Genomic DNA, 13842 nt, shown 5'->3' with positions numbered 1-13842 from the left:
TTAAATTTATTTTTTTGAGACTACTCTTATAACTTGAGGCGGATTTTCACTTGGTTTCAACCCCATATCTAATACTTTTTTTCGTATTGTTGATTCTAATTTTAGCTCCATTGAAATAGAACGAGTATCAACAAATTCAGCTCTTAATTCTTTTATTTCTTTATTTAATTTTGCTATTTCCATTACTTTTTTATCTGAACTATGTGAACTCGCAATCATCAATAACATCAACACAACTATAAACAACATAAAACGCCAGTTTTTAAAAGAATCTTCATTTATTAAAAACCCCCCTTTTAACACACTGTATATTTTTTCTTTGATTATTGACATTTATTTCAGTGTTGCTATTCTTAGTTTTGCACTTCTAGCTCTGTTATTCTCTTTAATTTCTTGAAGAGTAGGAATAATCATTTTGCCAACTTTTTTCATTGGAACAGTAATATTTCCAAAAAAATCTTTCTCCTGTTCCCCTTCAAATAATCCATTTCTAATAAAGCGTTTTACCAACCTATCTTCCAGAGAATGGTATGCTATTACACTTAATCTTCCTTCTTCATTCAATATTTCTGGTATTTGTAATAAAAATTCTTTCAATGCTTCAATTTCTTGATTCACTTCTATTCTAATTCCTTGAAATATTTGGGCAAATATTTTGTGTTCAACCGCTTTAGGCACAAACTCACTTAAAATTTGTTTTAACTCAAAACTTGTTTTAATTTTTTGCTCTGTACGAGTCTCTACTATTTTTTTTGCAATTGCTCTTGCGTTTCGCAATTCTCCGTACTGAAATAAAACATCACTTAGTTTTTGTTCATCGTAAAAATTAACAACTTCAAAAGCCGATAATTTTCCTGATTGGTTCATTCTCATATCTAAATCAGCATCAAACCGCGTTGAGAACCCTCGTTCAGCTTTGTCAAATTGATGTGAAGAAACACCTAAATCAGCCAAAACACCATCTACTTTTCTAACTCCATAAAACCTTAAATATCTTTTTATATATCTAAAATTTTGTGGTATTAATGTAAATCGTTCATCATCAATACTGTTCTGTTTTGCATCTTCATCTTGATCAAAGGCAAAAAGTTTACCATAGGTATTTAATCTGCTTAATATTTCTTTTGAATGACCTCCTCCTCCAAAAGTTACATCAACATAAATACCATCTGGTTTTATGTTTAAACCATCAATACTCTCTTTTAATAAAACTGGATTATGATACATCATCTTCTATATCTGCTACATTTCCCATTACTTCTTCTGCCAAATCAGCGAAATCAACTGTTGCATCATCAATCGCTTTTTCATAGTTATCTTTATCCCAAACTTCAATAATATTAACTGCTGAAGAAAGCACAACATTTTTTGTAATTCCAGCAAAAATTTGTAAATCTTTTGGGATTAACAATCTACCCGAACCATCCAACTCAATAATTTTTACACCAGCTGTAAAGCGACGAATGAAATCATTATTTTTTTTGATAAATCTGTTTAGCTTATTTACTTTTTTCATTAATATATTCCATTCATACATTGGGTACAGCTCCAAGCACGGCTGAAAAACGGATCGCTTCAACACAAAACCATCTTGTAATATTGGAGCTAGCTGTTTTTTTAACGCAGCAGAAAGTACTAACCTTCCCTTTGCATCAGCTTTACACTCGTATGTTCCAATTAAATTTACCATTGTGTATTTGTGTGTATTCAAAAATATAAATTTTTTCCCACAAAATCCCACTTTAACCCACTTTGTTGATAACTTTTATTTAAACAATCCTTTTTTTCTTTATTTTTTTGGCATTCAGCTAGTTAATTTTTAAATTTCCGGTACTTTAAAAAAATATTTATTACAGAAAAAAAAGTTACCTTTGTAGTTAGTTTATAAAGTTCGTTTTTAATGAGTAACAATATTATAAAAGAAGGAAAATATAGTTATGTGGAGGCTGGTGAAGGAAAACCCATAATTGTACTTCACGGGCTTATGGGGGCTCTAAGTAATTTTGATGGTGTATTGAATTATTTTTCAAATAATGGATACAAAGTTATCATACCTGAATTACCAATTTATAAATTACCCCTTTTAAAAACCAATGTTAAAAATATTTCTAAGTTCTTAAAAGAATTTATGATTTATAAAAATATTGATAAGGCTATTTTACTTGGCAATTCATTGGGTGGGCATATTGCGTTGTATTTCACCAAATTAAACTCAAAAAACGTTTCAGGCCTTGTACTTGCCGGAAGTTCCGGTCTTTACGAAAAATCGATGGGAGATACTTACCCTAAAAGAGGAAACTACGAATACATAAAAAAGAAGACTGAAGAAGTGTTTTACGACCCTAAAATAGCTTCTAAAGAAGTTGTTGATGAAGTTTTTTCTTCTGTAAATGATAGAAGCAGAGTTATAAAAACATTGGCTATTGCCAAAAGTGCTATTCGTCATAATATGGCCAAAGATTTACCAAATATGAATATCCCTGTTTGCTTAATTTGGGGTAAAAATGATAGTGTAACGCCTCCTGAAGTTGCTAAAGATTTTAAGAAATTATTACCTGATGCAGACCTTTATTGGATTGATAAATGCGGACATGCTCCTATGATGGAACGCCCAGATGAATTTAATAAAATTTTGGAAGGTTGGCTAAAAGAACGTAACCTATAAATAATGAAAATTAAAAGCGCTGATTTTATAATTAGCAATACCGATGTATCTAAATGCCCAAAAGAACAATTACCCGAATACGCTTTTATTGGTCGTTCTAATGTAGGAAAGTCTTCGTTAATAAATATGTTAACTGGCCGAAATAAACTTGCTAAAACATCAGGGAGACCAGGAAAAACACAACTTATAAACCATTTTAAAATAAATAATAATTGGTTTTTAGTTGATTTACCGGGTTATGGTTACGCTAAAGTTTCTAAATCTATAAAAAGAACATTTCAAAGTTTTATAAAAAATTATTTTTTACAACGCGAACAATTAATTTGTACTTTTGTTTTGATTGATTCTCGCTTAGAACCTCAAAAAATAGACTTAGAATTTATGGAGTTCTTAGGTGAAAAAGAAATCCCTTTTGTAATTGTTTTTACTAAAAGTGACAAATTAAAATTGAACGAATTAAATAAGAATATTCAGTTTTATAAAAAGAAAATGACTAGTGCCGTTTGGGAAGAAATGCCTCCTTATTTTATTACCTCCGCCACAAATTCAACTGGAAAAGACGAGGTTTTAAACTATATTGACGAAATAAATAAGCAGTTGGTAAAAAAACCCTAAAATGGCTTCAACTAAAAATAATTTGGAAATTTTATTTGAAGACAATCACCTCATAGTTATCAATAAACAATCAGGCGATATTATTCAAGGAGATAAAACCGGCGATAAACCTTTGAGTGAAATTGTAAAAGAGTACATCAAAGTTAAATTTAATAAACCTGGAAACGTTTTTTTAGGTGTTGTTCATCGACTTGACAGGCCAACAACTGGCGTAGTTGTTTTTGCAAAAACATCAAAAGCTTTGGAGCGTTTTAACAAAATGTTACGAGATAAAACCGTAAATAAGACCTATTGGGCAGTTGTTAAAAATAAGCCTAAAAAAGACAGCGATACCCTTATTGGTTTTTTAAAAAAGAATCCTAAAAATAACAAATCAACGTCTTATTCTTCTGAAATTGAAGGAAGTAAAAAAGCAATTCTTCATTATAAAATATTAAAACCTTTAACTAATTATCACTTATTAGAAGTAGATTTAGAAACTGGTAGACACCACCAAATTAGATGCCAATTAGCTGCAATTGGTAGCCCAATTAAAGGCGATTTAAAATATGGCTTTAACAGAAGCAACAAAGATGCAAGTATTCATTTACATGCTCGAAAAATTGAGTTTGTTCATCCCGTAACTAAAGAAAATATTTCTATTATTGCTCCAACACCAAAAGAAACTATTTGGGATGCTTGTAACTAATGTAGTTGCTCCTTATATAACAACAATAGTTTCTTAACTTATAATTACCAATAAACTCTAAAAAGAAAATTTGGAGTTATTCCTAATGAAAACTTATCTATGGCAACAATTGGGTCGTTAATTGCATTATTTCCTGTGTATTCTCTACTTAAATAACTCTTTCTATTGTATATATTCCTAATAGAAAAACCTATTTTACCTCGAGTTGCACCTTCTTTTGAAAAATTAAATTTATAGGTTGAAGAAAAATCTAGCCGATGATAATTACTTAGTTTTTCAGTATTTATTCCTTCAAAATCATTATCCTCAAAATCACTTAAAGATTCTGTGTAAGGCCTTCCTGATTGCCACTTCCAACCCAAAGCTAATTGTAATTTGTTTACTTTATAACTTAGTGAAGCTGAAATAGCATGTTTAATTTCTATACTTGAAGTAAAGTATTTATTATTATTTAAACCTTCAAATTTATTTTTAACATTTGTATACGAGTAACTTATCCAAGTTTTTATTTTCTTAAATTCTTTCTCTAAATAAAAATCTGAGCCAAAAACTTTTTGATTCCCCACATGAAACCTACTATCTTCTGGATTTAAATAACCTATTGAAAGAGTTGTAATTCCTTTAATTTTTTTATAATAATGATCAATATCAATACTCCAACCATTGTTACTATATAAAAACCCTGCTGAAACTTGCTTACTGTTAATTATTGGAAACTTATTACCATCAGCTAAACGCCATAATTTATTTTCTAATGATAAATTACTTAATACAGTCTCTTCTATTTGACTAATTATTTGGTTTTTTATTTCTCCTGTAATTTGAAGTTTTAGATTTCTAAATAAATCTTTATTAATAACAAGTCTAGGTTCAACTCTAAATGCATTTAATTCTTTGTAATAATTTAAGCGAATTCCTCCATCTATATCTATCTTTTTAGAATTTCTATATGTATAATTTGAATAAAATGAATGTGTGTTGACAATTGTTTTATCTCTATCTAAAATATACAATAAATTGGCTGTCTCTTTAATTTCATAGCTTACATCTTTCAATGTATACTGATAACCTGAAGATAAGTTACCTTTTTCATTTATATTTATTTGCACTTCTGTAGACAACCCTGAATCATAAATATTATTTCGCTTATCAAAATCAGAAATTTGTATTAAATTTTCAATTGTAATAAAATTATAGTTTAAACGGTATTTAGACAGAAAAGCTTGAGTTTGTTGACTTACTTTAGGACTCCATTTCTTTTCCCAACTCACACTGTATCCTTCATTTTCGGTATCTAAAATGTTTTTATTTAAATTATTAATAGCTAAATCTTCAAATACATGTTCCAAATCGTTATCAATATGAATAACACTTAAGGCAAACGTGTTTTTTTTATTTGGTTTAAAGTTTAATTTCAAATTGTAATCTTTAAATTTAAATTTCTCATCTGAACTTGTGGTTTCGTTTATTGCAGTGTGCTGAAAAACTTTTTTTTCTAAATTCTTAAACGTTGAGGTTTCATATTTATCTTCATAAGATCTTCTGTATGAAAGTTGCACACTTAATTTATTTTTTACAATTGGAATTGACAAATAAGCATCAAAATTAATGGCATTAACACCAAACTCTGCCTCAACTTTATTAGACAATTTAGTTTTGGTTGAAATATCTATTACGCTGGATATACGCTCTCCAAACTTTGGGTTTGTTCCTTTATTGTGAAATATTACTTTTTCTGTAATGTTAGGATTAAACGCTGAAATCATCCCAAATAAGTGACCGTTATGATACATGTTTATCCCATCCCAAATAATCCTATTTTGATCTGAAGATCCTCCTCTAACAATTAAACCTGTAGCTGTTTCGTTTGGACTAACAACACCTGGAAATTGCTGAATACTTTCAAAAATATCTGGTTCTGTAAGACCTGGTAAAATTTCTAACTTTTTAGGATGTATTTCAAAAGTTGCATTTTTATTTTTAGTAATACCTTTTGTTAAATAACCTTTTATAACAACCTCTTTTAAATGCAACCCCTCTTCAGCTACGAATCTCTTTTTAAGAAATATGTAACGATTATCAAGCCACTCAAAATCAACGTTAATTAATATTGATATTTCATTTAGCACCTCTTCAAGCGTTCTTTTTTGTGCTTTTAAGCTAATTTCTTGGTCTTTAATTAAATTATCTTGATAAGAAAATTTGACGTGGTATCTTTTTTCTAAAAAATTTAATACCTCAAACATTTGGGTATTGTTAAACTCAACAGAAAAAACTTTTTCTTGCTGAGAAAAAATTGTGAAAGGTATTAACCATATCAAAAAAAATAGAAGAAATAACTTCATTAATTTTTACTTAGTAAAATTCTTTTACCCGCTGTTTTGTTATATTTTATGCCTGTTGGTTTAAAAACAGTTGCTAAGGCTATTTCTAGGTTGTTATTATCAAAACTTCCTGTATAAATAATTGATTCATCAATTGAACTTCTGTCAAAACTAACATTGTATTGATTTTCTAAGGCGTTTATAACATATTTAAGAGGAATACTTTTAAAGGTGCTTTCTCCCAAAATCCAACTAGGAGATTGTTGTTTTACCTGGTAATCTTCCATAATTTTACCATTTAATACTCTTACTGAGTTCCCCGGTAAAAGGATTGTACTACTACTATCATTTTTTACGCTCACTTTTCCTTCATAACAAACTACTTCAAAAAAATCATCTCGTGCTATAACATTAAATTGAGTTCCTAATACTGTTACAAAACCATTTAATGTTTTTACCGTAAAAGTACTTCCTTTTTGAACTTTAAAATAGGCTTCTCCCTTTAATGTAACTTCCCTTTCTTTTCTCCAAGTTTTTTTGTTATAGCTAATTTCTGATTTTGAATTTAATATTACTTCAGAACCATCTAATAATGCAACATTTTTATGTTCACCTATATCAGTATTGAATAAAACTGTGTTATTCCCAAGTAAACTATATAAACCTATAAATAAAACAACAGAAGCTGCAATAGATGTAAACCAACCTATATATAATTTTCGAACTTTGGATTTGGATTTGTTTTTAATTTTCTCTTGAATTTTCTTGAATGAATGATCTAAAGGTGCTTCTAACTTTTCATAAAGATGAATTCCTTTTTCAAGTTCCATATAGGCATTAAAATCTTCTTCAGAAACATATTTCTTAAGTTCTTCAGCTGAGATTTTTCCTTCACTCCAAGCAGCTAAAAAATATTCACTCTCATTATGTACTTTGTTTTTATTCATCTTTTCTGTTATTAAGACAACTGTAAAGTAAAAAACCCTACTTTTTTTTTAATAAATTAAATGTTTCCTATTTTATCTCTCAATGCTTTTAATGCTCCATGCATTCTTTTTTCAACTGCTTTAACTGATAACCCTAACATTTCTGCAATTTCCTTGTATTTTTTCTTTTCAATTTTATTTAATAAAAAAACTTCTCGTTGTTTTTCTGATAATGCATTAATTGCTTTTTCTAATTTAAGTTGAAACTCTTGCTCTAACAATAAAAATTCAGGAGATTCATGAGTACTTTCGTTAACTTTTATTTGTTGATGTTCACGAACTATTTTTTCATGTTTCTTAATATTTAAAAATAAATTATTTCCTATCGTAAATAAATAACTCTTAACCTTATTATAATTAACACTTGAACAGTTATCCCAAAGTTTCACAAAAGTATCTTGCAAAATATCTTCACAAGACTCCATATCACCAAACTTAAAGTATAAAAACCTTTTTAAATCTTTTGAATAAGTTCTAAAAACCTTTTCAAAAATTACAGGGTTGCAAATATTATTTATGTCTCTAATCATACTTATATTTCAATTGAAGTCATCAAAAATAATAAAAAAAGTAGGGTTTATTATGTTTCAGTTGTTTTATGTATGATTAATCGAAATATCTCAATTAAAAATACAACAAAATATAAAAAGATGAAAAACGCCAAATTTACGCTATTTATTATGCTATTAACCTTAACAATAGCATCTTGCACAAATAATCAAGGAATTGAAGATGAACAACTATACCAAGAACAATCAAAAACTAGTGATATTGCAAAAAATGTTACCGAATCTTTAAAATCTAGAATAAATCAACAAAGCTCTAACGAAATTAATTCTTCTAATATAGACAAAGCAATGGAGTTTGACTTTGGTTTTCGATTTACCTACCCTATTACACTATTATATAATAACGGAAGTGAAGTATTCGTATCAAATATAAGTGATTTAACAAGTGTAATTGCGGCAACTACAACAAGCTTATATATAAATGGTATTTCTTTTCCTTTTGAAGTCTCAAAAAATGAAAGTACACAAACCATAAATAATGAAACTGAATTTGCAACGTTAGTGAATAGTTATGATACTGATAATGATGGCACACCCAATTACATAGACAATGATGATGACGGTGATGGAATTTTGGATACTAATGAAGATATTGATGGTGATGGAAACCCTACAAATGATGATACAGATAATGATGGTATCCCAAATTATGCAGATACTGACTCTGATAATGATGGTATGTCTGATGCAAGTGAAGACGCTAACGGTGATGGTGATGCTACAAATGATGATGCTGATAATGACGGAATTCCTAATTATTTAGATACTGATTCTGATAATGATGGTGTATTAGATAGTAATGAAGATGCAAATGGTGATGGTGATGCTTCAAATGATGATTCTGACAACGATGGAATTCCTAATTATTTAGATACTGATTCTGATAATGATGGAACTCCAGATGGTGAAGATTCTGATAATAATGGAGACAACAATGACAACGGGAACAATGATAACGGGAACAATGATAATGGAGACAATAATGATAACGGAGGAAATGATGACAACGGGAACAATGACAATGGAGACAACAATGACAATGGAAACAATGACAATGGAGACAACAATGATAACGGGAACAATGACAGCGGGAACAATGACAATGGAGGAAATGATGACAACGGGAACAATGACAACGGGAACAATGATAATGGAGACAATAATGATAACGGAGGAAATGATGACAACGGGAACAATGACAACGGAGGAAATGACGACAATGGAGACAATAATGATAACGGGAACAATGACAACGGAGGGAACAATGACAACGGAGGGAACAATGACAATGGGAACAATGACAACGGAGGAAATGATGACAGCGGGAACAATGACAATGGAGACAACAATGACAATGGAGGAAATGACAACAACGGAAGTGGAAATTAAAAACGAATCTTCTTAAATTATACCCCTTTTTACGAAAAGATCTCTCTAAATAATTTTAGAGGGTCTTTTTATAACAAAAAAAGAATTTTAAAATAAAATATATTAATTTTAAACCTCGAAAAAAGAAATGACAAAAAATATAATTATAATTCTCGTATTTTTATTAACTATAACCACTATAAATGCACAAGAATGGTTAAGTGATTTTGAAACCGCAAAAGAAATAGCTACTGCTAAAAATAAAAATATTGTATTGGTATTTCAAGGGTCAGATTGGTGTGCGCCTTGCATTAAACTTGATAAAGAAATATGGAGCACAAAAGAGTTCAAGAATTATGCTGCAGCAAATTTTGTACTGCTAAAAGTTGATTTTCCTAGAAAAAACAAAAACAAATTAGATCCTATTCAACAAAAAAAGAACAATAGTCTTATGGAAAAATACGATAAAAATGGTTTTTTTCCCTACGTAGCTGTTCTTGATAAAAATGGAAATGTTTTAGGAAGTACAGGCTATAAAAAAATGAAGCCTGCTGAGTACATTAAACTTTTAGCTTCTTTTTAAATTAACCAATGAGAAAACACATCTTATATATTGCAATTCTAATTTCATATTCATTAAATGCTCAAGAAGTTTATAAAAGAACTTTAAAGCTTATGGGAAGTCGGTTTGATATTTCTGTTGTAGCAAATAATACTGTTGAAGGTAACTCATTTATAAATATTGCAGTAAATGAAATCTCAAGAATTGAAAAATTAATATCCTCGTGGGATTCTAATTCGCAAACTTCCATCATTATTAAAAATGCTGGGATAAAACCAACAAAAGTTAGTCCGGAATTATTTGAATTAATTAAACGTTCTTTAGTGCTATCAAAACTTACTGATGGTGCCTTCGACATAAGTTACGCATCCATGGATAACATTTGGAAATTTGATGGAAGTTTAAAAACAATGCCTTCAAAAGAAGCCATTAAAAATTCTGTTTCTAAAGTTGGATACAAGAATATTATTCTTGACAAAGAAAAGTTAACCGTTTTTCTAAAATTAAAAGGAATGAAAATTGGATTTGGAGCTATCGGAAAAGGATATGCTGCCGATAAAGCCAAACAATTATTAATATCAAAAGGTGTAAAAGCAGGCATTATTAATGCCTCTGGAGATATGAATACTTGGGGAAAACAACCTAATGGTGATTATTGGAAAGTTGCAATTACAAATCCTTTAAATAAAAACAATGCTTTTGCTCTTTTACCAATTAAAAATGGTGCAGTTGTAACATCTGGAAATTATGAAAAATACGTAATTTTTAATGGTAAACGCTATACACATATTATTGACCCTAGAACAGGCTACCCTTCAACAGGAATTACAAGTGTTACCGTTTTTGCTCCCAAAGCTGAATTGGCTGATGCACTAGCAACATCTGTATTTGTTATGGGTACAAAGGTTGGTTTAAATAGAATTAACCAATTACCAAATATTGAGTGCATTATTATTGACGATAAAGGTGAAATTCACACATCAAAACATATAAATATTAATAAATTATGATTAAAAAAATTAGTTTACTCCTTTTAGCTATAGGTTCTTTAACTTCTTGTGTAGCTGTAAAAAATTATGAAAAAGTATATTTAAATGACCCCGATATGGTTTTAGCAGCAAAAAAAGCTGCAAAATTCGAAACAACTTTCCAAGTATATAGAGAGGCTGCCTCAGGTGCAAATGGAGGAAAAGTAGGTGGTGGTTGTGGTTGTAATTAATTCTAAAAACAAAATGAAAAAAATTATAATACTATTTACATTGTTTTTATCCTTTGGAGGATACTCACAAACAATAAGTAATCCTAACAACACCTATAAAAAGCGAGTATTAGAAAGTGCTGAAATTGATATTATCTCAAGTTATTATTCACAAAATGGGGATAATGCAGCTGTTACAGGAGGAATTGGGACTGAAAAATTGACTGATGTAGCTACAGATATTGTTATTTCTATTCCTTTAAATGATGATGATGTTTTTACAATTAATGCTACAGTTTCAGCCTATTCATCGGCCTCATCAAGTAATTTAGATCCTTTTGATTTATCTGGTGCCTCACGAAATGGTGATGATGACGATGATGATAAATCAAGTGCATCTAACATTACGGGGAGCCCTTGGGTTGCTTCTACAGGAGCCTCAAAAAGTGATGTTTGGGTAAATGGGAATTTTGGTTACAGCCACTCATCTAATAACAGAAATACAATTGTTGGAGCCAATATTAATTTTGCTTCTGAATTTGACTATATCTCATTTGGTTTTGGTGGAAATTTTACAAAACTTTTCAATGAAAAAAATACTGAAATAAACCTAAGGGCAAATATATACCTTGATACTTGGAAGCCTGTTTATCCAACAGAATTAGATTCTTATCTTGAAGCTAACCAAAATCTTAATCGCGGTTTTTTCTCTACCATTGATATTTTAGATGAAAATGGAAATATTATTGATAAAAATGGTACAAACGTATGGAGCCCATACAATACAACTTTAGTAAACAATACAAAAAGAAATACCTATTCATTATCCATTGGATTTTCACAAATATTAAGTAAAAGAGCTCAAATCTCTCTATTTTTAGATGTTGTACAACAACAAGGTTGGCTAGCAAACCCCATGCAACGAGTATATTTTGGAGACAGGGTAAATTACTACGTTGGAAATGCTTCTAATATTAAAAATTATACCTCATCTATTAATACTGATGTCTTTCAATTAGCAGATGATATAGAACGATTACCCGATTCTAGACTTAAAACACCTATTGGAGCTCGATTCAACTATTATATAAATGAATTTGTGGTATTAAGAACCTATTATCGTTACTATTATGATGATTGGGGTATAACCTCTCAAACGGCAGAAATTGAATTACCCGTTAAAATTTCTGACAAGTTTACGCTGTATCCTTCATACAGATACTATACACAAACCGCAGCAGATTATTTTGCACCCTATGAACAAAATGTATCTACTTCTGAATTTTATACTTCTGATTATGATTTATCCAAATTTAATTCAAGTCAAATAGGTTTTGGGGTGTCTTATACCGATATTTTTACCGAGCGTAAAATATGGAAATTCGGACTGAAAAGTGTAGATTTTAAATATAGTAACTATAGAAGAAATACTGGATTAACTGCTGGAATAGTTTCTCTTGGATTTAAATTTATAATGGATTAAACATATACAATGTATATTTAAAGAGGCTATTTAAAAGTTTAAATAGCCTCCTTTTTAGCAACTATTTCATCCAAACATAAATTTCCTAAACTTCCTTTGTGTGTATGAACTACATTTTTATTAGGTTTAAAATTACCTTCATCAATGTTTTTTCCAACAATTTTATATGCATCTCTAAATGGAACACCACTTTGAACTAATTTATTAACCTCTTCAACACTAAATAAATACAAATATTTTTCATCTTCAACAATATTGGTTTTTACTTGAATATTTTTTAATGAATACGTTAACATTTCCAAACATGATTTCAATGTTGAAAATGAAGGGATTAACCCTTCTTTTAACAATTGTAAATCTCTGTGATATCCACTTGGAAGATTGTTTGTTATTAGTGTAAACTCATAAGGTAATGCTTGTAATTTGTTACATTTCCCTCTAATTAATTCAAAAACATCAGGGTTTTTCTTATGAGGCATTATACTAGAACCTGTTGTTAATTCATCAGGAAAAGAAATAAAACTAAAATTCTGACTCATATACAAACAAATATCCATACTCATTTTTGATAAAGTACTCGCTATTGAGCTTAACGCAAAAGATACTGATTTTTCTAATTTTCCTCTTCCCATTTGAGCTGCCACAGAATTATATTTTAAGGTTTCAAAATTTAATGCTTTAGTTGTAAAGTCTCTGTCAATTGGAAATGAACTTCCATAACCAGCAGCCGAACCTAACGGATTTTGATCTGCTACTTTATACGCTGCTTTTAAAAAATAAATATCATCAATTAACGTTTCTGCATAGGCTGAAAACCACAGGCCAAATGATGAAGGCATTGCCACTTGTAAATGTGTATATCCTGGTAACAATACTTCTTTATATTTTTTAGCTAACGTTATTAATAAATCAAATAAATCATCAACACCTTCATTTATTTCATTTAAAGCATCTTTTACATACAAATGCACATCTACTAAAACCTGATCATTTCTTGAACGTGCAGTATGAATTTTCTTACCTGTATCTCCTAACTTCTCTGTTAGTAAAAACTCTACTTTAGAATGTACATCTTCAAAAGAATCTTCAATAATAAATTCTCCATTTTCAATAGTTTTTAAAATTGTATTTAATTCAATTTCTAAATCTCTAATTTCCGTAGCAGTAAGTAATCCAATTTTATGTAACATTTTAGCATGAGCTATATTTCCAATAATATCATATTTTGCTAAAACTAAATCTAATTCTCTATCGTTTCCAACTGTAAATAAATCTATTTTTTTATCGGTTGAAAATCCTTTATCCCAAAGTTTCATTTTATTAATTTTTAAATTATTAGTTTTTAAGAGTTGGTGGTTATGCGGAATTGAAACCACTTTACTCA

At 29.4% G+C, this 13842-nt stretch carries 15 protein-coding genes; 8 read left to right on the top strand and 7 right to left on the bottom strand.

Annotated elements, in window-relative coordinates; all coding sequences use genetic code 11:
- Positions 1 to 6: 6 nt before the first annotated feature.
- The 3 genes from Lupro_RS11010 to Lupro_RS11000 are packed head-to-tail and all read right to left on the bottom strand — an operon-like array spanning position 7 to position 1690.
- Positions 7 to 333 carry an FtsL-like putative cell division protein gene (locus tag Lupro_RS11010; RefSeq protein WP_335339107.1) on the bottom strand — a complete coding sequence of 109 codons (327 nt, stop codon included), beginning with the start codon at positions 331 to 333 and terminating at the stop codon, positions 7 to 9.
- Complete coding sequence (gene rsmH, locus Lupro_RS11005; protein ID WP_068210153.1) at positions 334 to 1230, bottom strand: 16S rRNA (cytosine(1402)-N(4))-methyltransferase RsmH; 897 nt, start codon at positions 1228 to 1230, stop codon at positions 334 to 336.
- Positions 1217 to 1690: a division/cell wall cluster transcriptional repressor MraZ gene (locus tag Lupro_RS11000; RefSeq protein WP_068210150.1), complete on the bottom strand. Its 474-nt coding sequence runs from the start codon at positions 1688 to 1690 to the stop codon at positions 1217 to 1219. Before Lupro_RS11000 ends, rsmH begins: the two co-directional genes overlap by 14 nt.
- Positions 1691 to 1900: 210 nt before the next feature.
- On the opposite strand from Lupro_RS11000, the gene Lupro_RS10995 reads away from it, so the two are divergent.
- From Lupro_RS10995 to Lupro_RS10985, 3 genes are read left to right on the top strand one after another with little or no spacing between them, the layout of a single operon-like run.
- Positions 1901 to 2665, top strand: coding sequence for an alpha/beta fold hydrolase (locus Lupro_RS10995; RefSeq protein WP_068210147.1), 765 nt, complete (start codon positions 1901 to 1903; stop codon positions 2663 to 2665).
- Between the two features lie 3 nt (positions 2666 to 2668).
- Entirely contained in the window at positions 2669 to 3280 is a 612-nt protein-coding gene (gene yihA / locus Lupro_RS10990; protein ID WP_068210140.1) for a ribosome biogenesis GTP-binding protein YihA/YsxC, read from the top strand.
- Position 3281: 1 nt separating this feature from the next.
- Positions 3282 to 3968 carry an RluA family pseudouridine synthase gene (locus tag Lupro_RS10985; protein WP_068210138.1) on the top strand — a complete coding sequence of 229 codons (687 nt, stop codon included), beginning with the start codon at positions 3282 to 3284 and terminating at the stop codon, positions 3966 to 3968.
- Positions 3969 to 4012: 44 nt separating this feature from the next.
- Here Lupro_RS10985 and Lupro_RS10980 read toward each other — a convergent pair whose 3' ends face one another.
- The 3 genes from Lupro_RS10980 to Lupro_RS10970 are packed head-to-tail and all read right to left on the bottom strand — an operon-like array spanning position 4013 to position 7808.
- Positions 4013 to 6313 (bottom strand): FecR domain-containing protein, encoded by a 2301-nt coding sequence (locus Lupro_RS10980; RefSeq protein ID WP_068210136.1) that lies wholly within the window; start codon positions 6311 to 6313, stop codon positions 4013 to 4015.
- Positions 6313 to 7239 carry a FecR family protein gene (locus Lupro_RS10975; RefSeq protein WP_068210134.1) on the bottom strand — a complete coding sequence of 309 codons (927 nt, stop codon included), beginning with the start codon at positions 7237 to 7239 and terminating at the stop codon, positions 6313 to 6315. Before Lupro_RS10975 ends, Lupro_RS10980 begins: the two co-directional genes overlap by 1 nt.
- Positions 7240 to 7295: 56 nt before the next feature.
- The gene (locus Lupro_RS10970; protein ID WP_068210130.1) at positions 7296 to 7808 is read right to left on the bottom strand and encodes an RNA polymerase sigma factor; all 513 of its coding nucleotides are present in this window, start codon (positions 7806 to 7808) and stop codon (positions 7296 to 7298) included.
- 120 nt (positions 7809 to 7928) lie between these two features.
- Between Lupro_RS10970 and Lupro_RS10965 the strand changes: the two genes are divergently transcribed.
- The 5 genes from Lupro_RS10965 (at position 7929) to Lupro_RS10945 (ending at position 12458) form a co-directional block, all read left to right on the top strand.
- Entirely contained in the window at positions 7929 to 9236 is a 1308-nt protein-coding gene (locus Lupro_RS10965; protein WP_144439140.1) for a hypothetical protein, read from the top strand.
- 127 nt (positions 9237 to 9363) lie between these two features.
- On the top strand, positions 9364 to 9798 hold the full coding sequence (locus Lupro_RS10960; protein WP_068210123.1) for a thioredoxin family protein: 435 nt from the start codon (positions 9364 to 9366) through the stop codon (positions 9796 to 9798).
- A gap of 8 nt (positions 9799 to 9806) precedes the next feature.
- Positions 9807 to 10787, top strand: a complete 981-nt coding sequence (locus tag Lupro_RS10955) for an FAD:protein FMN transferase (protein WP_068210120.1) — start codon at positions 9807 to 9809, stop codon at positions 10785 to 10787.
- The gene (locus Lupro_RS10950) at positions 10784 to 10996 is read left to right on the top strand and encodes a DUF4266 domain-containing protein (RefSeq protein ID WP_068210116.1); all 213 of its coding nucleotides are present in this window, start codon (positions 10784 to 10786) and stop codon (positions 10994 to 10996) included. Before Lupro_RS10955 ends, Lupro_RS10950 begins: the two co-directional genes overlap by 4 nt.
- Positions 10997 to 11009: 13 nt before the next feature.
- On the top strand, positions 11010 to 12458 hold the full coding sequence (locus Lupro_RS10945; RefSeq protein WP_068210113.1) for a DUF3570 domain-containing protein: 1449 nt from the start codon (positions 11010 to 11012) through the stop codon (positions 12456 to 12458).
- Between the two features lie 38 nt (positions 12459 to 12496).
- On the opposite strand, the gene argH is transcribed toward Lupro_RS10945, so the two are convergent.
- The gene (argH, locus tag Lupro_RS10940) at positions 12497 to 13774 is read right to left on the bottom strand and encodes an argininosuccinate lyase (protein ID WP_068211600.1); all 1278 of its coding nucleotides are present in this window, start codon (positions 13772 to 13774) and stop codon (positions 12497 to 12499) included.
- Positions 13775 to 13842: the final 68 nt, after the last annotated feature.

The sequence above is a fragment of the Lutibacter profundi genome, assembly GCF_001543325.1.
GTDB classification, from domain to species: Bacteria; Bacteroidota; Bacteroidia; order Flavobacteriales; family Flavobacteriaceae; genus Lutibacter; species Lutibacter profundi.
Note: the sequence above shows the minus strand (reverse complement) of the source record. Positions and strands in the feature narration are given on the sequence as shown.